Annotated in this window: 16 protein-coding genes; 8 read left to right on the top strand and 8 right to left on the bottom strand. The window is 67.4% G+C overall.

Annotated features, from left to right (window positions below; all coding sequences use genetic code 11):
• Positions 1-22: 22 nt before the first annotated feature.
• From VCJ71_RS10150 to VCJ71_RS10135, 4 genes are all read left to right on the top strand, one after another.
• On the top strand, positions 23-1117 hold the full coding sequence (locus VCJ71_RS10150) for a phosphatase domain-containing protein (protein ID WP_324640951.1): 1095 nt from the start codon (positions 23-25) through the stop codon (positions 1115-1117).
• 65 nt (positions 1118-1182) lie between these two features.
• Positions 1183-2133, top strand: a complete 951-nt coding sequence (locus VCJ71_RS10145) for an alpha/beta hydrolase (RefSeq protein ID WP_324640950.1) — start codon at positions 1183-1185, stop codon at positions 2131-2133.
• A gap of 35 nt (positions 2134-2168) precedes the next feature.
• Positions 2169-3542 (top strand): M48 family metalloprotease, encoded by a 1374-nt coding sequence (locus tag VCJ71_RS10140; RefSeq protein WP_416379167.1) that lies wholly within the window; start codon positions 2169-2171, stop codon positions 3540-3542.
• 13 nt (positions 3543-3555) lie between these two features.
• Complete coding sequence (locus VCJ71_RS10135) at positions 3556-4272, top strand: DsbA family protein (protein WP_324640948.1); 717 nt, start codon at positions 3556-3558, stop codon at positions 4270-4272.
• A gap of 7 nt (positions 4273-4279) precedes the next feature.
• Here VCJ71_RS10135 and VCJ71_RS10130 read toward each other — a convergent pair whose 3' ends face one another.
• Positions 4280-4900, bottom strand: a complete 621-nt coding sequence (locus VCJ71_RS10130) for an HD domain-containing protein (protein ID WP_324640947.1) — start codon at positions 4898-4900, stop codon at positions 4280-4282.
• A gap of 121 nt (positions 4901-5021) precedes the next feature.
• On the opposite strand from VCJ71_RS10130, the gene VCJ71_RS10125 reads away from it, so the two are divergent.
• Genes VCJ71_RS10125 through nadC form a run of 3 tightly spaced genes read left to right on the top strand, consistent with a single transcriptional unit; the run spans position 5022 to position 7893 of the window.
• Positions 5022-6239 carry a sensor histidine kinase gene (locus tag VCJ71_RS10125; protein WP_324640945.1) on the top strand — a complete coding sequence of 406 codons (1218 nt, stop codon included), beginning with the start codon at positions 5022-5024 and terminating at the stop codon, positions 6237-6239.
• On the top strand, positions 6236-7030 hold the full coding sequence (locus tag VCJ71_RS10120; RefSeq protein WP_324640943.1) for a LytR/AlgR family response regulator transcription factor: 795 nt from the start codon (positions 6236-6238) through the stop codon (positions 7028-7030). The genes VCJ71_RS10125 and VCJ71_RS10120 overlap by 4 nt, the downstream gene beginning before the upstream one ends.
• Positions 7030-7893, top strand: coding sequence for a carboxylating nicotinate-nucleotide diphosphorylase (gene nadC / locus VCJ71_RS10115; protein ID WP_324640942.1), 864 nt, complete (start codon positions 7030-7032; stop codon positions 7891-7893). The genes VCJ71_RS10120 and nadC overlap by 1 nt, the downstream gene beginning before the upstream one ends.
• A gap of 6 nt (positions 7894-7899) precedes the next feature.
• Here the strand turns inward: nadC and VCJ71_RS10110 are convergent, their stop codons facing one another.
• Positions 7900-8766 carry a helix-turn-helix domain-containing protein gene (locus VCJ71_RS10110; protein ID WP_324640941.1) on the bottom strand — a complete coding sequence of 289 codons (867 nt, stop codon included), beginning with the start codon at positions 8764-8766 and terminating at the stop codon, positions 7900-7902.
• Positions 8767-8952: 186 nt separating this feature from the next.
• Between VCJ71_RS10110 and VCJ71_RS10105 the strand changes: the two genes are divergently transcribed.
• The gene (locus VCJ71_RS10105) at positions 8953-9972 is read left to right on the top strand and encodes a transglutaminase-like cysteine peptidase (protein WP_324640940.1); all 1020 of its coding nucleotides are present in this window, start codon (positions 8953-8955) and stop codon (positions 9970-9972) included.
• Positions 9973-9979: 7 nt separating this feature from the next.
• Here VCJ71_RS10105 and VCJ71_RS10100 read toward each other — a convergent pair whose 3' ends face one another.
• The 6 genes from VCJ71_RS10100 to VCJ71_RS10075 all read right to left on the bottom strand — a co-directional run.
• Positions 9980-11239: an HlyD family type I secretion periplasmic adaptor subunit gene (locus VCJ71_RS10100; protein ID WP_324640939.1), complete on the bottom strand. Its 1260-nt coding sequence runs from the start codon at positions 11237-11239 to the stop codon at positions 9980-9982.
• Positions 11236-12270 carry a cell wall hydrolase gene (locus tag VCJ71_RS10095; RefSeq protein ID WP_324640937.1) on the bottom strand — a complete coding sequence of 345 codons (1035 nt, stop codon included), beginning with the start codon at positions 12268-12270 and terminating at the stop codon, positions 11236-11238. Before VCJ71_RS10095 ends, VCJ71_RS10100 begins: the two co-directional genes overlap by 4 nt.
• Positions 12267-14438, bottom strand: coding sequence for a type I secretion system permease/ATPase (locus VCJ71_RS10090; protein ID WP_324640936.1), 2172 nt, complete (start codon positions 14436-14438; stop codon positions 12267-12269). Before VCJ71_RS10090 ends, VCJ71_RS10095 begins: the two co-directional genes overlap by 4 nt.
• Positions 14439-14445: 7 nt before the next feature.
• Entirely contained in the window at positions 14446-15876 is a 1431-nt protein-coding gene (locus tag VCJ71_RS10085; protein WP_324640934.1) for a TolC family protein, read from the bottom strand.
• Positions 15877-15892: 16 nt separating this feature from the next.
• Positions 15893-16609, bottom strand: a complete 717-nt coding sequence (locus tag VCJ71_RS10080) for an OmpA family protein (protein ID WP_324640933.1) — start codon at positions 16607-16609, stop codon at positions 15893-15895.
• Positions 16610-16630: 21 nt separating this feature from the next.
• A partial coding sequence (locus tag VCJ71_RS10075) for a cadherin-like domain-containing protein (protein ID WP_324640932.1) occupies positions 16631-19550 on the bottom strand: 2920 nt, incomplete at its 5' end.

Genomic DNA, 19550 nt, shown 5'->3' with positions numbered 1-19550 from the left:
TGGCCCGCTAGGGCTGCCCCCGATGCCCATTTTCCCGACCGCGCCCGCGCAGATCCACCCTTTCTTCGGCTATCGCAGCGAAACGCGCCTGATGCTGCGCGCCCGCGCGCTGCGTTCGCGCAGGAACGAGCACAACTCCGGCGGCCGCTGGCAGGCCATCCGCACGCTGATGTCGCATTACGCTTCGCACGAGGTGAAAGCCCTCGACGTCCGGATGGACCTCAAATCCCCGGACGGGGAAGTCGTCAGCCACCGCGCCGTTACCGACAAGGAAGGCTATGTCGTGTTCGACATCGGCCTGCCGGGCGAATGGCCCCTGCCCGATCGCCCGCGCTGGGAAGTGGTCGAGCTTCACTGGAAAAACGACGAAGGCGAGCAATGCGTGCCCGCCCATGTCCTCGCACCGGGCGCAGAAACACATCTTGGGGTGATTTCCGATGTCGACGATACGATCATCGAGACCGGCATCACCGGCAGCCCGCGCGCGCTGCTGCGCAACTGGCGCCGCCTGCTCGCGCAGCATCCCGAAGAGCGGATCGCCGTGCCGCACGCCGATACGTTCTACGGTGCGCTGGGCGGGGCGCGGTTCGACCCGGAAGAAGCGAGCCACCTGGGCGAAAGCCTGCCGGCGACGCAGCGACCGTTCTTCTTCGTCAGCTCCAGCCCGTGGAACCTGTTTTCCTATCTCGTCGCGTTCAAGAAGGCGAAGGGCCTGCCGCTGGGTCCGATGGTGCTGCGCGACTGGGGCCTCAACCGCGAGACCTTCGGCTCCTCCAGCCACGGCGGCCACAAGGTCGATGCCATCAAGCAGATCGTCGGTTTCTATCCCGACATGCGGTTTGCGCTGGTTGGCGACGACACCCAGGGCGACGTGACCGCATTCGGCGAGGTGGCCGAGGCGATGCGCGGCCGGATCGCGGCAATCTTCATCCGCAAGGCCGCCGCCGACCCGCTGTCGCCAGAAGAAGTGGCCGCCAAGGCGAGCATCGAGGCGCTGGGTATCCCCATGTGGCTCGGCCCCAGCTACGATGCGGGCAAGCAATTCCTGCGCGCAACCGGGCTGGTCGGTGATAAGGACGCAAAGGATATCGTGGACACGGTCGAAGAGGCACAGTGATGGCAACGGGGGCAGCGCAGGGTGGCAAGACGTCGGGGAAGACTCGTTCGAAAGGCAGGCGCGCGATGATCTGGGCTCTGGTGGTGCTAGCGTTGATCGCCGCGATCCTGTTCGGCATCTGGCGCTGGGCCGTGGCGAACCAGTCCGTCTCAACGCTCGACCGGATCGACGGCATCTTCACCTCCGGCGACGCGGCGCTTGCTGCCGGCCCTGTCAGGTTGGGCGAGGCGGACCGCCAGCGCCTCTATGTCTGGAAACCTTCCGGCGAAGCGGACGGCCTGCGCCCGGTGGTGGTCTGGATCCATGGCGGCGGCTGGAACGCGGGCGACCCGGCCGATTACGCGTTCATCGGGCGCAATCTCGCAGCGCAAGGCTATGTCACAATCGTCGCCGGCTACCGGCTGGTGCCCGGCGGCGAATATCCCGCGATGCTGGAAGATACCGCTGCCGCCGTCGCGTGGACCTATCGCAACGTAGCGCAATATGGCGGCGACCCGGAAAAGATCGCCCTGATGGGCCATTCCGCCGGCGCCTATAACGTGGTGCAGGTCGGGCTCGACCGGCGCTGGCTGGGCGACGAGGGTCTACCCGACAATGCGGTCGACGCTGTGGTCGGCCTCGCCGGGCCGTACGACATCTTCCCCTTCACCAGCGATTCCACCCGCGCCGCGTTCGGCGGCTGGTCGCGGCCGGAAGAGGTCGACAGCTTCACCTATGTGCGCGGCGATGCCCCGCCGATGTTGCTCGCCACCGGCGGCGACGACGAAACCGTCGACCCGCGCCATTCGAGCGAACTTGCCGCCGCGATAACGAAAGCCGGCGGGACCGCGCAGGCAATCAGCTTCGACGGCATGGGCCACGCCGGCATCCTCATGGCGCTCGGTCGCCCGTTCGACCGCGACGACCGCGTGAAGACGAGCGTATACAGCTTCCTCGACGGGATTTTCGCCCAGCCCGCGATGCCCGACGCCCGCCCGGCGTCGGACGCGGCGGGCGAGCGGGACGGGACCGAATAGCCCGCAGCGACACTTCAGTTCCGGTTCAGCCCCGGATGGGCTACAGCTGCGCCAGCATGATGCGCCCCATCACCCGGATTCTCGCGGTTTTCGCGGTCTTCTCGCTCGTCGTCCAGCCGGCCGCGGCGCAAAGCGTGCTGCGCGATGCCGAAACCGAGGCACTGCTCGAAGACATGGCCGCCCCGCTTGCCGAAGCGGCCGGGCTGGAAGACGTCGACATCGTCCTCATCAACGACCCGTCGATCAACGCCTTCGTCGCTGGCGGGCAGCGGATCTACATCCATTCCGGCCTGCTCAACGCGGCCGAGGATGCGGGCGAAGTGCAGGGCGTGATCGCGCACGAGCTGGGCCATATCACCGGCGGCCATGTGCTGCGCCATTCCGAGGGCGCGAGCACGGCGGGCAACATCACCATCCTCTCCCTCCTGCTCGGCCTCGCTGCCGCGGCGGCCGGTGCGGGCGAAGCGGGCATGGGCATCATCGCCGCAGGCCAGCAGGCCGCGATGGGCAATTACCTCTCGTTCAGCCGCGTGCAGGAAAGCTCCGCCGACGCGGCCGGGGTGGAATATCTCAGCAAGGCCGGCATTTCGGGCCGCGGTTCGCTTAAATTCTTCGGGCGACTGCTGAACCAGGAATTCCGCTATTACCGCAACCAGTCGGACGAGGCCGAATTCTACCGCACGCACCCGCTCTCCGGCGACCGGATCTCGCGGCTGGAGGCGGATTACCGGGCCGATCCGGCGTGGGACGTGCCGACCGATCCCGCGTTGCAGGCGCGCTTCGTGCGAGCGAAGGCGAAGCTTTACGGCTTCCTCGCCAAGCCGCAGGACACGTTCCGCGCCTATCCCGACAGCGATGGCAGCGTGCCCGCCCGCTATGCCCGCGCCTACGCCTATCACAAGGATGCGCGCACGCCGGATTCGCTGCGGGAAGTCGACGCGTTGCTGGCGGCGGAGCCCGACGATCCCTTCTTCCTCGAACTGAAGGGCCAGGTGCTTCTGGAAACCGGCCAGCCGGATGCTGCGCTGGCGCCACTCCGCCGGGCGACCGAACTGACCGGCGCGCAGCCGCTGATCGCCTCGATGTTCGGCCACGCGCTGATTGCGACGGAGGATGCGGAGCATTTTGCCGAGGCGGAGCGCGTGCTGAAAGCTTCCGTCGCGCGGGACCGTCTCAATCCCTTCGCGTGGTACCAGCTCGGCCAGATCTATGCGGCTCAGGGCGATATTCCTCGCGCGCGACTGGCGAGTGCGGAACAGCAGGCGATGCGCCAGCAATGGCCGGAGGCGCTCACCAGCGCGCAGGCCGCACAGGCGGGGCTGGACACCGGCACGCCCGACTGGATCAGGGCGCAGGACATCGAATACCAGGCGCGCGACGCGCTAAAACGTGCGCGGGATCGGCGCTGAAACGGGGCAATCTATGACGGACAGGAACAACATCTGGCCAAAACTGGCCGCGGTGGCGGCAATCGGCGCAGTGGCCGGCTTCGGCGGCGGCTGGGCGGCCACGACGCTTGGCGGACCGGCGGACAAGGATTTCGAGGCGTACCTGCTCGCCAATCCGGAAATCCTGCCCGAGGCGATGCAGGCCCTGCAGCAGAAGGAAATGGCCGCGCGGCTCGATCCGGTGCGTGAAGCCGTCATGACGCCCTACCGCGGCGCGGTGCTCGGCAATCCAAACGGCAGCAAGGTCCTCGTCGAATTCAGCGACTATGCCTGCGGCTATTGCCGCCAGAGCGCCAAGGACGTCGAAGCGCTGGTGGCCAAGGACCCGGAACTGAAAGTCGTGATCCGCGAATTCCCGATCCTGTCCGAAGGCAGCGTCCATGCCGCGCGCATGGCGCTCGCGGCTGCCGAACAGGGCAAGTTCGAAGCTTTCCATCACGCCATGTTCGCCGGCGGGTCGCCTGACGAGGCAGGCGTGGAAGCGGCGGCCAATGCGGCCGGTCTGGACATAGAGGCCGCCAACAAGGCGATTGCTGCGGGCAAGTACGACCAGGAACTGGCCCAGAACCAGCAGCTCGGCCGCGTACTGGGTTTCGACGGAACGCCCGCGTGGATCGTCGGCGATGCGGTGCTGGCCGGCGCGGTCGGCGAGCGCGAGCTCGCCGAAGCCATTGCCGAGCAAACGGGCTAAGCGCGCTTCAGGCCGGCGCGTGTTCCTCCAGCGCGTCCTTGACCGGGCCCGATAGCGGCTTCGTCATCACCCGCTCCACCATCGGCTCGAAGAATTCGAGCGGCAGGCTGTCGTAGTCCGGGTCGAAGCTGGCCTGGTCGTATTTTTCGCAGAATTCCGCGCAGGCATCGAAATGGGGGTGGTCGCGGAACTGCTCGCGCTGGTCGCGGTCCATGCCCAGGTAATGGAAGTAGTAATAGCCCTGGAACATGCCGTGGTTCTGGCAGATCCAGTGCAGCTCCTCCGACACGAAGGGCTTTAGGATCGCGGCGGCGATGTCCGGGTGGTTGTAGGCGCCCAGCGTGTCGCCGATGTCGTGCAGCAGCGCCATGACGACGTAGGCCTCGTCCCGCCCGTCGCGGTGGGCGCGGGTCGCGGTCTGGAGCGAATGTTCCAGCCGGCAGACGGGAAAGCCGCCGTGGTCCCCTTCCAGCAACCGCAGATGCGCCAGCACCCGTTCCGGCGTATGGCGCGCATGCTGGCCGAACTCGCGCGCGATCAGCTGCCAGTCTTCCTGCGTGCCTTCGGTCATGGCGGTGAATTTCGCCCGCTCTGCCGCGCCGTGAAGCGTATCGTTGTCGACGTTCATGCTGTGCTCTCCCGGACACTCAAGATGACGACGAAACCTATCAGAGCTGCGCCCGGTCGCCAACGGGGCACAAAAACCCATGTGACGAAGCCGTCCGCGATGCGCTAGGGTGCGCGTAATCATGGTTGCCCTGCCTTTCCGCCCCACGCCGTTCTTCAGGGACAAGAGCCGTGCGTTCTGGAACCTGCAGTTCGTGGGCTGGACGGGCGCGCTCCTGCTGCGCACGGGCGGCGCGCTGGCCGGCGGACAGGATTACGAGTTTTTCGTCGTCCTGCTGATCGAGGCGATCACCGGCTTTTCCATCAGCCTGATCCTGGCGGTGGTGTTCAAGACGCTCCTCGACCAGAAGCCGATCGTCACCTGGGTCGCATCGGGGGCCGTGCTGCTGCTGGCGGTCAGCCTGTTCGCTTTCGTGATGGCGTGGGTGATCGGCCTGTACCGCACGGAAACGGAGACCGCGTTCCTACAGCTGTTCATCGGCTACTACATTTTCCCGCTCACGCTGCTCGGCGCGTGGTCGGCACTGTATTACGCGATCAATTTCTTCCTGCAGATCGAGGAGCAGGCCGACCAGCTCGCCCGGCTCGAGCTGCAGGCCACCAGCGCGCAACTGGCCATGCTGCGATACCAGCTGAACCCGCATTTCCTGTTCAACACGCTCAATTCCATTTCCACGCTGATCCTGCTCAAGGAAACCGCACCCGCCAACGCGATGGTGACCAAGTTGTCATCCTTCCTGCGCCACACGCTGGTGAACAAGCCCAGCGGCACGGTAACGCTGGCGGAGGAAATCGAGACGCTGAAGCTCTACCTTGGCATCGAACGGATGCGCTTTGCCGAACGGCTGCGGACGGAATTCGATATCGCGCCCGAAGTGGAAAAGGCCTGCCTGCCGTCCCTGCTGCTCCAGCCGCTGGTCGAAAACGCGATCAAATACGCCGTCTCCCCGCAGGAAGAAGGCGCGGAGATCAAGGTTCGCGCCCGCCAGCTGGGCAACCGGCTGCAGATTTCGGTTATCGATACCGGTCCGGGCATCGATCCGGGCCGTGACCCCGCCAGCCTGCCCGGCAGCACGGGCGAGGACGACCGCTCCACCGGCGTCGGCCTGGCCAATATCCGCGACCGCCTGCAGCAGGCCTATGGCGAAGAGCAGCGCTTCGACATCGTTTCCCCGCCGGGCGGCGGATTCACCGTGACGCTGGAATTGCCGTACGAAATCGCCGAAGAGGCCGACAAGGCCGCCGGCCAGGCAGGCCGCGCCACCAAGCCGGCCATCGCCGCCCCGTCATCCCCGGCGGAACGCCCCCTCACCCCGCCCCAACTTGGACAAGCCACATGACCATCCGCACCATCCTCGTCGACGACGAAAAGCTCGCGATCCAGGGCCTGCAACTGCGGCTTGAACCGTTCGAGGATATCGAGATCATCGCCACTTGCGCGAACGGGCGCGAGGCGATCCGCGCGATCAAGACCGAAAAGCCCGACCTCGTCTTCCTCGACATCCAGATGCCGGGCTTCGACGGGTTCTCGGTGGTGAAGGGCGTGATGGAGATCGAGCCGCCGCTATTCGTCTTCGTCACCGCGTTCGAGGAGCATGCGATCCGCGCCTTCGAAGCCAACGCCGTCAACTACCTGATGAAGCCGGTGGACGAGGACAAGCTGGCCGATACGATCGAGCGCGTTCGCCAGCGCATCGCCGAAAAGAAATCGGCGGAGGATGCCGACAAGCTGCGCGAAGTGCTCGCCGAAGTGGCCCCCGACGCGGCCGAAGCCGTGGCCGAAGAAGAGGACACCGGCAGCCGTTACGAGAAGCTGATCAACGTGAAGGACCGCGGGCAGATCTTCCGAGTCGATGTCGCCACCATCGAACATATCGAGGCAGCGGGCGATTACATGATCATCTCCACCGGCGACAATTCGCTGGTCCTGCGCGAGACGATGAAGGACCTGGAACGCAGGCTCGATCCCAAGACCTTCCAGCGTGTCCATCGCTCGACCATCGTCAATCTCGACCTCGTCCGGCAGGTGAAGCCGCACACCAACGGCGAATGCTTCCTTGTGCTCGACAGCGGCAGCGAAGTGAAAGTCAGCCGCAGCTACCGCGACGTGGTCGCGCGGTTCGTGCACTGATGGGTTTCGCGCTCCCCGGCTTCGATCTCGACGCCTTCGTTGCCGACACGCTGGCCGAGGACCTTGGCGACTGGGCCGAAGGCGGCGGGAAGGATGTAACGGCCGAAAGCGTCATTCCCGCAGGCGCGCGGTTTTCCGGCGTGATGGACAGCCGCGATCCGATCACCGTGGCCGGCCTGCCGGTGGCGGAGGCATTCTTCCGCCAGCTCGACCCCGACATGCAAATCGACATCCTGGTCGAGGAAGGGGCGCAAGTCGCGGGCGGCACCGACCTGATGCGGCTCGAAGGCAACGCCCGCGCCATGCTGACGGCAGAGCGCAGCGCGCTCAATACGGTGCAGCACCTCTCCGGCATTGCGACGATGGTGCGAGAGTATGTCGATGCGATGGCCAATCCCGATTGCACCCTGCTCGACACCCGCAAGACGATACCGGGCCTGCGCGTGCTCGAGAAATACGCCGTGCGGATGGGCGGGGCGAGCAACCACCGCATGGGATTGTGGGATGCGGCGATGATCAAGGACAACCACATCCTCGTCGCCGGCAGCGTGGGCGAAGCGGTGCGCCGCGCGCGCGATGCCGGGGTGAGCGACATCATCTGCGAAGTCGACCGGATCGACCAGATCGAACCGGCGCTGGAAGCCGGGGCCACCCGCCTGCTGCTCGACAACATGGATCCCGCGACCTTGCGCGAAGCAGTGGCGCTGGTTTCCGGCCGCGTGCCGACCGAGGCGAGCGGCGGCATCAACCTCGACACGATCGCTGCCAAGGCCGCGACCGGGGTCGATTACGTCTCCGTCGGGCGCCTGACGCAGAGCGCGCCGGCCGCCGATATCGGGCTCGATTTCACCCCGCTGGACTGACCGCGCTCAGGACTTGTCGAGCACCTGCACCGGCGATCCGAAATCGGCCAGGCGCTGGCGCACGAAGGCGCGCATCAGCGGCAGGTCGAAACGCGCGTATTCACTCGGCGAAACGCCCATGAAATGCTGGAATTCGCGCGTGAACTGGGCGTGGTCGGTATATTGCGGGTCCATGACCTCGGTCCAGCAGGTTGCGCCCTTGACGAGGTAATCCGCCAGCACCCGCATCAGCCGCTGCCGCCGCAGCAGCAGCTTGGGCGGGAAACCGAAATGCTTGCGGCACACACGCTCCAGCGAACGCACGTGAGTGGCGCTGGCGTCGGCCAGCTGCTCGACCGTCTTGATCGCCGGGTCGAGCAGGGCTTGCTGCACCGCCTTCACCGTGCGCAGATCGGGCGGATCGCTGGCGAGCGAGGCCAGCCATTCCGCGATAAGGCCGAATTCGCGCTCGTCGTCGGGCGGCGCGTCGAGCATGGCGTCGGTCAGCGCACCGAGGCCGGGGAAGATGCGCTGCTCGCGGCCGTCGAACAGCCTGTTGGCGGCATCGTCCGCCGGAGCGCGCGCCATGCGCGCCCAGCCGCAGGGCTTGATGCCGATGCCCCACAGGCGGGCCGAACCCATGGTGAAATGCGCCGGGTGGCTGGTCGGCCCGCTGACGTAGCAATCCGCGCCTGCCAGCACGGGGCCATCGCCGATCCGGCTGACCGGAAGGCTACCGCGCATGATCCGGATGTTGGCCAGTTCCGGCTGCAGCGCGTCGCTGAATTCCCGGCCGCCGGGCAAGCGGATTTCGACCCGGTAGACGCTGGTAATGCAGCAGGAGAATTCTTCGGGAAGCGCGAAGAAGCGCGTGTCGAAACTCGGCTTGTCCATGGCTACGGCTGCCCTGCCCCCTGGCATAGCTGACGATATCGCGGCCCCTTGGATGCCGAATAGCATACGGCCCCGGGGGGCTGGCAAGTTTGGTGGTTCGCGACATCGCCGGGCGCAATTTCCTTGCGCCACCGTTAACCTAGTTTGCCAACCGCGTCGAATGGGGCCGCGGGCCATAGCGCCCCCATGTCGACGAAGAACCTTTCGCGCATTGCGCTGCTCGGAGCGGGCCTGTCGCTGCTCGCCATACCGCAGGCCGCCGCGGCGTCCGGCACGCTGGCCCTGGGCCACAGCGTCCTTGCCGCCGAATTCGTCGGTGCGTGCAATCGCGCCGCGAGCCGACCGGTCGTCAGCGCCGTTGCCGCACCCGCGCCGCGCCAGACCAAGGCCGCGGCGATCCTCGACCAGCCGATGAGCGCGCTGGAGCGTATTCGCCAGCAGCAGGCCGCCGCCGAAACGGTGATTACGCCGAGCCCGGTGGTTCCCGCCGCTGGAGCCGCTGACGTCGCCTCGCTGGAAGGGAATGCGGAGGGCGCCGCCTGCCCTGTCGCCGCGCTTGCCGACGCAGGCGTGGTCGCTTCGCTGCGCCGCTATGCCACTGCCGGCCGGTCGCATTCCGCGCCCATGCGCGACATCGTCACAATGCCGACAGAAGTCGCGCTCCCGGACACGGCCTCACCGGCCCCGACCGGAGCCGAGCCGCTGCTCCTCGCCAGCCGCCGCATCCGCATCGGCCAGACGCCGTTCGACGCCAAGTGGGCCGCAGCCACGCGTCGCGGCATTGCCGGATCGACCGTGCGCGGACTGGTCGAAACCACCGGCGACGCGGAAGAGACGCTGGGCCGGGTCAACGCCTGGGTGAATGCCAACATCCGCTATGTCGAGGACGTGGACGGATTCGGCAAGGCCGACTACTGGGCCGATGCGCCGCTGACCATGGCGCTGCGCCAGGGCGACTGCGAAGATTTCGCGATCCTCAAGATGCAGATGCTGCAAGGCCTCGGCTTCGCGCGCGAGGACATGGTGCTCACCATCGCCCGCGACCGGATCCGCGGCCGCGACCACGCGGTGCTGATGGTCCGCATCGGCGATGGCTACCGCATGCTCGACAATGCGACCGACGCGGTCCTCGACGGGTCGCAGGACTGGGATTACCGCCCGATCGTCAGCCTGAGCGCCGCCGGTTCGTGGCTGCACGGCTACTGAGCCGCGGTCAGTTCTCGGTCAGCGCGCGGTCCATCGCGGTGACGACCGGATTGAAGATGTAGGACAGGATCGATCGGCGCCCGGTGATGATCTCCACATCGCCCATCATGCCCGGCACGATCGGATATTGCCGCCCGCCGCGCTCGAAATAGGCGCGGTCGGTTTCCACCAGCACGACGTAGAAGGCCTTGCGCTCGACCTCGTCGTAGATGCTGTCGGCAGAGACTTCGAGCACCCGGCCCGGCAAGCCGCCATAGGTCGCGAAATCGTAGGCCGAGATTTTCACGTTCGCCGGGTCGCCGACCTTGATGAAGGCGATCTTCGACGGGTCGATCCGTGCCTCCACGATAAGCTTCTCCCCGCGCGGGATGATCTGCATCAGCGTATCGCCCGGGCCGACGAAGCCGCCGACGGTGGTGACCTGCACATCGTTGACGATCCCGGCGACGGGCGCGCGCAGTTCGTTGCGCTGCTGCCGCGCTTCGGCGCCGCGGATCGATTCGTCGTTCACGGCCATGCGGGTGCGCACTTCGCTGCGTTCCTCCAGCGCGGACTGGCGGAATTCCTGCCGCGCAGAGCTCAATTCCGCCTGCGCCTCGCTGATCGCGGCGCGCGCGCGGCCCAGGCCCTGGCGCGCGGCGGACAGGCGGCCCTGGATATCGACGACTTCGCGCTGGGCGCTGAGCAGTTCGGTGCGCGGGACGATGCCCTGTTCGGCCAGCGGGGCGAGCATGTTCACCTCGTCGCGGGCAAGCTTGAGGCTGCTTTCGAGCGCACCGACCGTGGCCTGCCCTTCGCTGAGGTCGCGGCGGCGCTGTTCGATCTGCGCAGCGAGCGCGCTCTGGCGGCTGCGCGCGGCGCTGATGCGGGTGGCGGCCAGCTGGCGCTCTTCCGCGCATACGGTGCCTGCCGAACAGTCGAGCCCGCCGCCGCCGGCCTCCGCGCCCAGCCTGCCGGCCCGGGCGGCCAGCCGCTCGTTCTCGGTCCGCAATTGCCCAACGGCAGAGGCGGCTTCGCTGTCGTCCAGCCGGACGAGCAATTCGCCCGCCTCGACCGTCTGGCCGCTGCGCACGAGGATGTCGGACACCACGGCCGGGTCCGCCGACTGGACGAGCTGCGCCTTGCTCGACGGGATGACCCGCCCGTTGCCGCGCGTCACCATGTCGATCTGCGCAAAAGCCGCCCAGACCAGCAGCACGGCGATGCCGACCACCGATACGAAGATCAGCTTCCGGCTCGCATCCCAGTCACGCCAGCGCGATATCACAGGGGCCCGTCCGTTTCGTTGGCGGCCATGGCCGCGGCCTCTTCCTGCCGCTGCTGCGCGGCGCGATAGCCGGCGCTGGCAGTGGTCGGATCGGGGATCGTCATGCGCCATTCGGTGCGGGTGTCGAGCCGGCCGCCGACATCGGTGGGTGCACGGCGATCGGTCGGATCGGGGGCGAGCAGCGGCTCGGCCTCGGCCAGTTCCTCGATCGCGGCGATGTCCTCCACCGCCTCGGCCGCAAAGCGTTCAGGATTGAAGGCGGGCTTGCGCTCCAGCCCGTTCCATCGTGCCGACAGGGCTGCGACAGTGCCCGCGCGGCCGGGGAAGCGGTAGAAGATGTGGCGGCCTTCCTGGTGGACTTTGGCGAGCGTGAACGCCCAGCGCGGCAGGACGTAATCGGCGTGGTAATGCGTGGCGCTGCCGACCGAAACCTCGACCGCGCCTGCCAGCGCCGCTTCGGCCACGTCGCGCGCCTGCCTCCACAGCACCGCCGAGGGCCGCCGTGCAAGCGAGCCGTCGCAGGTGAAGGAGAACTGGCAGCCGGTCCGCCGCTCGCTGCCTTGGTACACGACGCCGCAGACCGAGTTGGGATAGGCCGGGTGCCGCACGCGGTTGAGCACAACCTGCGCCACGGCGCGGCGGCCCTTCATCGGCTCCGTCGCCGCTTCGTAATAGACCGCTTCGGTCAGGCAGGTGAGCGCGGTGCCATAGCCGCTGCCGCCCGCGGCAATGGCATGGAAGGGATTGGCCCCGGCGATTGCGCCCCTAGCGAAAGGGATCGCCGCGTTGCGCGCCTGCGCGCTATCGCCGGTGACGATCAGCTCGGCCTCCTCCCCGGTCGTCAGCCTTGCCACCTGCCGCATTTCCAGTGCCTCGCGCTGTTCGGCGCGAGCCTGCTGGATTTCGAAGACGTTGCCGTCACCGCCCAGGCCGGGCCCGGTCAGCATGACGAGCGCCACCAGCAGGGCGAGGATGATCGGCGCCCGGTGCGCGAGGAGGCCCGCACGGTCCCTGATCGCGGCAGCGGTCATGCCCCCGCCTCCCGCGCCGGTTGCGAGCGGGCGAGGATTTCCGCCTTGGGCCCGTCTGCCACGATCCGCCCCTGGTCGAGGACGATTATCCGGTCGCACAGGTCGAACAGCGCCGGGCGGTGGGTCGCCACGACCAGCGACTGCCGCGCGCCCAGCGTCGCCTTCAGCCGCTCCACGAACAGCTTCTCGGTCACCGAATCCATCGCCCCGGTCGGCTCGTCCAGGAAGAGGAGCTGCGCATCGCCGACCAGCCCGCGCGACAGGGCGACGAAGCTGCGCTGGCCGCCGGAAAGCTGGTGGCCCTGTTCGCCCACCTGCCGGTCGATCCCGCCGGCGTCGCGGGCGAGGAACGTGTCCGCCCCGGTGGCGCGCAGCACTTCCTGCAGCCGTTCGTCCGGCGTGCCGCGCCGGCCCAGCGTGAGGTTGTCCTTGATCGATCCGGTGAACAGCGCCGCGTCCTGGCCGACGAAGCGGAATGCTTCGCGCAGGGCCTGCGGGCGGAACTGGCGGCTATCGACCCCGTCCACCAGTAATGCGCCGTCCGTGGGCTCGTAGAGGCCGCACAGCACGCGGCCGAGCGTCGACTTGCCGCTCGCCACCCGGCCGATCAGCGCCACGCGCTCGCCGGGGCGGATGGTGACGTCGATGCCCTTGAGCGCCGAGGCGGAAGCCCCGGGATAGGCGAAATCGAGCCCTTCGGCCCGCACCGTCGGCTGCGATATGGCGATGTCGCTGGACGATGCGCCGCCGCGCCGCTCGTCTTCCGCTTCGAACAATCGCTCGATGCTGGCGAGCGTTTCCTTCGCCTGGCGGCCGCGGGTGAGCAGGAAGGCGATCTGGCCCGCCGGCGCGAGCGAACGCGAGGCCAGCATGACGATGGCGATGATAGCGCCCATCGTGATAACGCCCGCGTCGAACAGGTAATAACCGCCGATGACCAGGGAGATCGTGGAGATTTGCTGGAAGCTGGTGGTGAGGCTAGTGGCGGCCGTGGCGATCTTGCGCAGCCGCTCCTGTGAGCGGGAGCCGATTTCGGCAAGCGCATGCCAGCGGCCGATCATGCCGCCTTCCGCGCCCATCGCCTTGACCGTTTCCATGCCGGCGATCGATTCCACCAGCATCGTCTGTTGCAACCCGGCGTCGGCCTGCGCGTCGCGCGCGGCCTCCACCGTCTTGCGCTGCAGGATGAAGCCGGCAATCGCCATCAGGATGATCGCCACGACAGGCACGAGCGCCAGCCAGCCTGCGATCCACGCGATGGCGGCGACGAATACCACCAGGAAGGCGAGGTCGACCATCAGCACGATGCTGGTCGAGGCGAAGAAATCGCGCACGACGGCGTATTCCGCCACCCGTGCGGCCAGCGCGCCGGTGTGGCCCTGCTTGGCCGTCAGGGGCGTGGAAAGCAGCCGCGCGTAGATCTTCTGCGAGAGGCGCAGGTCGAGCTTGCGCCCGATCTGGTCGATCACGTTGGCCCGCGCCAGGCGCAGCGCATATTCGAGCGCAAAGGCTAGCAGCACGCCGACCGCGAGCACCCACAGGGATGCCACCGCCTTGTTGGGGATCACCCGGTCATAGACGTTCATCGAAAACAGCGGCAGCGACAGCGCGAGCAGGTTGATGATGAACGAGGCGACCAGCACCGGGCGGTACGCCTTGCGCTCGCGCCGCAGCTCGCTCCAGAACCAGTGCTGCCGCCCCTTGGCATGCCAAGGAGCCTCGCTGTCGCGCATGACATCGGGGTCCGCCCACACGGTGCGGATCCCGCCGGCATATCGCGCGGCGATATCGACCCGCGGCGTCCAGACCGGCTCCGCATCGCCGGCGCGGGCAACCAGCAGCTCGTCTTTAGCGCGTTCCAGGATCGCCACGATCTCGCCGTCGTCGAGCTGGACGACGGCGGGATAGGCTTCGTCCGAACGCGGCAGGCCGCGGCCGCCGGGATCGTCCTGCTTCAGCCCGGCGAGATCGAGCGCAAGGTCCACCTGGTGGAACGGCACCTTGCCCTCGCCATTGCGGGCGAGGGTGGAAAAGCGGTCGCGCGGCAGGGCGACGTCGAAATGGCGCGCGACAGCGGCAATCGCGGCGAGCAGCGGGTCGGGGGTTTGCCCCTGCCCGCTGCCCGTGCGATCCGTACCGTCCAGATCGATGTCGACCACCGCGTTCATGCGTGTCTCAGTCCGCGTATCTGCGGCGCTGGAGCTCGGCCGGTACCGGCGGACCGTAGTCGAAGCGCTCGCGCTCCTCCATGCCCGCCCCGACGCCGGGCTGCACGCCCATCGCCGAAAGCAGCAGGTTGGTCGCCGCCAGCACCTGGTACTGCGCGAAATCTTGCGAGAAGCGCGCGGTTTCGAGCCGGACCTGCGTGTTGAAGCGCGTGTTTTGCGCATCCAGCACGTCGAGCAGCGATCGCCGCCCGATGTTGAACTGGCTGCGATAGGACAGCAGCAGATCGTCGCTCACCTGGCTTTGCCGGGTCAGCACGTCGACGATTTGGCGCTGCGTCGTCATCGCATTCCACGCGACGCGCACATCCTCTTCCGCGATGCGGACCCGGTCGTGCAGTTCGTAGCGGGTCTGGCTGGCACGGCGCACCATCTCCTGCACCCGCGCCCGGCGGATGCCGCCATCGAACAGCCGCCAGCGGACATAGCCCTGCGCGCGGAAATCTTCCGTATCGCCACGGAACCCATCGATATCCTCGCCATAACGGCCGACGACCTCGACCCCGATGGTCGGCGACAATTCGCCCTCGGCCTCGTCCACCGCGGCATTGGCCGCATCGACATCCGCCAGGCTTTCACGCACCAACGGGTTGTCCTTGCGCGCCCGCGCCACCGCATCGGCAAGCCCCGTCGGCATGGACGCAGCGAGGTTCGGCGGCAAGACGACTTGGTCGATATCGAGCCCGGTCAGCCGGCGCAGCGAAATGCGCGCATTTTCAAGCGCTTCGACGGCTTGCGCCTCGCGCACCAGCGCCGCCTGCAGGCGCTCTTCGGCCTGCTGCTGGTCGGCGATGCTGATCGATCCCTGCGCAACGCCAGTGGCCAGGTCGCCGACCAGCGAGCGGTGGAAGGCCGCGTTGTCCTGCGCCGCAGCGACGATCCGCTCCTGCAGCAGGATGTCGAAATACTGGCGCGAAACCTGGAGCGCCACGAATTGCGACCGCTCGGTCACCCGCAGCGAGGCACCATCGACGCGCGCAGCCTGGTACAGCACGCCCGCACGGCGCTGCCCGCCGTCGATCAGCGCCCAGTCACCGCGCAGCTGGATCTCGACCGGCTCCAGCCAGTCGTCGGCAATGCCCAGCGCCCGGCGGGTCTGGTTCTCGAGCCGGCGCACGCCGCCGGTCACCTCGAGGTCCACCGTCGGGGCAAATCGGCCTTGCGCCTGTTCCCGTTCGAACTGGATCGCCTCCGTGTTCATCTGCGCCTGGATGATTTCCGGATTGGTCGCCATGGCGACTTCGATCGCATCCTTGAGCGTGATCGGGGCGGCCTCTGCCGGGGCGACCGGAACGACCGCCTCCTGCGCTGTGGCGGCCTGCGGCAGGGCCGCCATAATCAACAGCGAAGCGCCGAGGGCGAATGTCTTGCGAAGTGTCATCGTCTGTCTCCCTCGGTTACTGCGCCGTCACGACGACGCGGCGGTTATCGGGTTCGCGAACACCGTCCGCGGTCGACTTCTGCAAGTCGTTCTCGCCGCGTGCCGAAACCGCCATCCGGTCCATGCCGATGCCCAGCTCGGCCATGTCCCCTGCCACTGCATTGGCGCGGTCGAGCGACAGCGCGTCGTTATAGGCGTCGGAGCCGGAGGTGTCGGTGTGGCCGACCACGCTGAAGCGGGTCCAGCCACAGGCCTGCGCCTGCGAGACGAGGCCGCGCAGGTTCGCCGCAGCCGATGCCGGCACCACGGCGCTGTCCCATTCGAAATAGATCGAAGAGGTCGCGCTGTTCTCGCACTCGGGCCGCTCGACGACGACCTCCTCTTCCACTTCGTCATCGATGACGACGCGCGGCACGCGCTGCATCATCTCGTAGGCGAGCGCGCACTTGCGGATGCTCGGCGCATCCTTCGTCCCGCTCTTGGTATAGCCGATGGCGATGCCGCACTGGACCTTGGTCTCCAGCGCCCACAGGTACCGCGGATCGTCTGCCCCCACGATCGCCGGGTTTTCCGAGGCGGCAAGCCCCGCGTCGTAGCGCATCTCCAACGCATCGCGCAGTTGATCGCCGTCGAGCGCGAGCAAGTCGTCACCCATCGTCTGGGCCGCTGCCAGTCCGGGCAGCGTCATCGCGGCCCCTCCCAGCAACAGCGCGTGGAAAGTCTTTGACCTCATGTCTTTCCCCCTTTTTGTTTCTTACGCGACCGCCGAGTCCGCAGCCGCGGCTGCATCGTCGAGCGGATCGGGCATTTCGAAATTCGCGAAGCCTTCGCCCTGCGGCGCGATGGCCGCGAGAAGGTCGACCGCCGGCGATGTTTCGGCAATCGCGGGCGCATCGGCCGGGCCGACGAGCGCATCGAGCGCGTCGTCCACCACGGTCGCCGCTTCGATATCGGCACCGATCTCGGCCAGCGCTTCGTCGGCTCCCACCGTCGCTTCCGCAAACAGTTCGTTGGGCACCTGTGCGAGCAGCAGCGCTTCCATCATCGCGGCTTCCGCCCCGCCGGCATCGCCGAGCGGGATCGCGCTTTCGAAACCGGACGGCGCCATCGCCGCTTCCAGCGCCGAAACCTCGTCAGCTGCGGCGATGTCGGAAACCGTGTCGAGAGCGGCGGCCTCGAATTCGAAGCCCGGGTCGATCGCCAGCTTCGCAGGTGCCGCAATCGGATCGCCAGCGACACCGCCGTCCGGCAATTGGCCTATGGCCACGCTTTCTACGTCGGCAATGCTCGCCATCGCTAGCTTTGCGCTCGCGAAATCCGCCGCAGCGACCTGCGTGTTGGCATCGGCAGCGAAGCCCTTCATCCCGCCCATGCCGGCGTCCATCGCCATGATGCCGAGCGCCGCCGCCATCGCGCCGCTTTCGCCGCGCTGCTGGCCGTTGCCGGTCGGCTTGAAGCTGTCGAGACCGCCCAGCTGGAACGTCTCGTCATTGTCGTTGGTCGCCGCCTGCCGCGTCGCCGCCGACATGCTCATGCCGCCCTGGTTGATCGCATCGAAAGTGATGTCGAGCTCGCTGGCGACCGTGTCGCCATCGGCATCGACCAGCTCGATCGGCACCGTGATATCGACCGGCTCGTTGGTGATGACCGCCGCGCCCAGCCCCGTGATGGTGAATTCGGACCCGGCGACGTATTCGGTCTGCAAGGTCGTGTAGGCGCCGTCGGTATAGACCCCGATCTGCGTGCCGTTCTTCACCCCGTTATACTGGATCGCAAGGCCGCCGCCGGTCGAAATCGCCGTCAGCGTATAGGTCGTGTTGTTGTAGACCACCGAGTACGTGCCCGGCCCGGTGATATCGATCGTGTAGACCGCATCGTCGGCAGTCGTGTTGGTGGTCGATCCGTAGGTGATCACGACCTGGCTGATCGTCTCGACCGTGTTGCCCACGCCGACCCGGTCGCCATCGCTGTCGTTATCGGTCGATGCCGTCATCAGCACGGTGGTCGTGTTGTTGGCATTGCCGCCGATGCCGTACTGCAGGGTTGCGAACGGGACGGTGTAGTGATCTTCGAACATGTGAGTTGCGGGCCGCGTGTAACCGCCTCCGCCGCTCGACGGCGCGCCGGTCAGGTCCTGCACGAAATCGAACCGCAGTCCCTGGTTCTGGCCGACCGCGAGGCTGCCGCCGTTCGCGCCGCCGGAACCGATCTCGTTCGCATTGCCGTTGGCCGTGTCCCCGATGGCCGTCGGCGTGACGAGCGCGTCCTGGCTCAGGTTCGGGATCGGATTGTTTTCCTCGCCCGCCGGCACATAACCGACCCAGTGGGTGTTGCCGCCCACGAAATCGTAGGCGCTGGAGGTGAAATCGACCTCGCCGACCGAATCGACCGTCGCATAGGTCGTGACCGTGAACTGGTCGTTGGCCGCTGCGATGTCGCCATCCTGGTTGACCTCGATCGAGAATACCCACGCGCTGGTGTCGGCCGGATTGAGGAACGGGTCGGTGGTCGACGTCGTCGCCAGCAGCGTCTGCCCGTCGGCGGAAACGTGGTAGTAAACAGTTGCTCCGCCCGAAGTCAGGCCGCTGTTGCCTTCGATCGCTGCATTGAACTGCACCGTCCCCGGCTGGTCGGCCCCGACATTGTTGTCGATATTGCCGTCGCTATCGAGCGCGGCGCTGCCGCTCTCGCCGGCCTGGTTGTCGATCACCAGCGTTGCGGGATCGAACGGCAGCGGCGCATCGTCGAGTACGGTGACCGCGATGGTCTCGCCCGCCTGGATGCCGTCTGTCGCGGTGCTGTCGCCGTCGCTGTCGGTCACGCGGACCGCGAAGCTCTCGCCGGCCAGCGGGTCGGCCGCGCCCTCGATCCCGTCGCCGTCGGTGGTGACAGTGTCGGGATGGGTCAGCGCGTTCGTCAGCGTATAGGTATAGCTGTAGCCCGTGCCCGGCGAACCGGTCACCACCAGCGTGCCGTTCGCGCCGGTCACCGTGCCGCCGTTCGTCACATCGACCCAGCTGTTGTTGACGGCATCGAAGATCTCGACCGTCTCGATGTCGTCGTTCCCGGTCGCAATGGTGAAGCTGCCGCTCGCGCTCTCGCTGGTATCGCTGTCGTTGCCCGCGTCCCCGTCAGCCAGCTCGCCCGTGCCCGCAGGCAGGCCCTGCTCGTCCACGGTGAGGTCGATGACGCTCAGGGTCGGCGTGCTGTCGGGCGCGATCGTCACGGTCACGGTCGCCGTGCTCGGGTCCCCGTCGCCGTCGGTGATCGTGTAGGTGAAGCTGTCGCTGCCTTCGGCGCCCGCATCCGGCGTATAGGTGAACGTGCCGTCGCCGTTGTAGACGACGCTGCCCTTCGCGCCCTGGCTCGCCACCACGACCCCGGTCGCAAGATCCACCCCGTCCGCGCCGAACAGGTCGTTGTCCAGCGCATCGCTGATCACCAGCGCCGTGTCCTCGGCCACGTTGTACGTGCCGTCGTCGCTGGCGGCGGGCGCATCGTCGAGCACGGTGACCGCGATGGTCTCGCCCGCCTGGATGCCGTCTGTCGCCGTGCTGTCGCCGTCGCTGTCGGTCACGCGGACCGCGAAGCTCTCGCCGGCCAGCGGATCGGCCGCGCCCTCGATCCCGTCGCCGTCGGTGGTGACAGTGTCGGGATGGGTCAGCGCGTTGGTG

The organism is Pseudoblastomonas aquimaris (genome assembly GCF_035481675.1).
GTDB lineage: Bacteria > Pseudomonadota > Alphaproteobacteria > Sphingomonadales > Sphingomonadaceae > Alteriqipengyuania_B.
Note: the sequence above shows the minus strand (reverse complement) of the source record. Positions and strands in the feature narration are given on the sequence as shown.

Excerpts from the sequence above, each read along its gene's own strand:
- VCJ71_RS10085 (WP_324640934.1), bottom strand. The coding sequence starts at position 15,876 with ATGACACTTCGCAAGACATTCGCCCTCGGCGCTTCGCTGTTGATTATG.
- VCJ71_RS10135 (WP_324640948.1), top strand. The coding sequence starts at position 3,556 with ATGACGGACAGGAACAACATCTGGCCAAAACTGGCCGCGGTGGCGGCA.
- VCJ71_RS10090 (WP_324640936.1), bottom strand. The coding sequence starts at position 14,438 with ATGAACGCGGTGGTCGACATCGATCTGGACGGTACGGATCGCACGGGC.
- nadC (WP_324640942.1), top strand. The coding sequence starts at position 7,030 with ATGGGTTTCGCGCTCCCCGGCTTCGATCTCGACGCCTTCGTTGCCGAC.
- VCJ71_RS10125 (WP_324640945.1), top strand. The coding sequence starts at position 5,022 with ATGGTTGCCCTGCCTTTCCGCCCCACGCCGTTCTTCAGGGACAAGAGC.
- VCJ71_RS10130 (WP_324640947.1), bottom strand. The coding sequence starts at position 4,900 with ATGAACGTCGACAACGATACGCTTCACGGCGCGGCAGAGCGGGCGAAA.
- VCJ71_RS10150 (WP_324640951.1), top strand. The coding sequence starts at position 23 with ATGCCCATTTTCCCGACCGCGCCCGCGCAGATCCACCCTTTCTTCGGC.
- VCJ71_RS10140 (WP_416379167.1), top strand. The coding sequence starts at position 2,169 with ATGGGCTACAGCTGCGCCAGCATGATGCGCCCCATCACCCGGATTCTC.
- VCJ71_RS10105 (WP_324640940.1), top strand. The coding sequence starts at position 8,953 with ATGTCGACGAAGAACCTTTCGCGCATTGCGCTGCTCGGAGCGGGCCTG.
- VCJ71_RS10095 (WP_324640937.1), bottom strand. The coding sequence starts at position 12,270 with ATGACCGCTGCCGCGATCAGGGACCGTGCGGGCCTCCTCGCGCACCGG.
- VCJ71_RS10080 (WP_324640933.1), bottom strand. The coding sequence starts at position 16,609 with ATGAGGTCAAAGACTTTCCACGCGCTGTTGCTGGGAGGGGCCGCGATG.
- VCJ71_RS10110 (WP_324640941.1), bottom strand. The coding sequence starts at position 8,766 with ATGGACAAGCCGAGTTTCGACACGCGCTTCTTCGCGCTTCCCGAAGAA.
- VCJ71_RS10120 (WP_324640943.1), top strand. The coding sequence starts at position 6,236 with ATGACCATCCGCACCATCCTCGTCGACGACGAAAAGCTCGCGATCCAG.
- VCJ71_RS10145 (WP_324640950.1), top strand. The coding sequence starts at position 1,183 with ATGATCTGGGCTCTGGTGGTGCTAGCGTTGATCGCCGCGATCCTGTTC.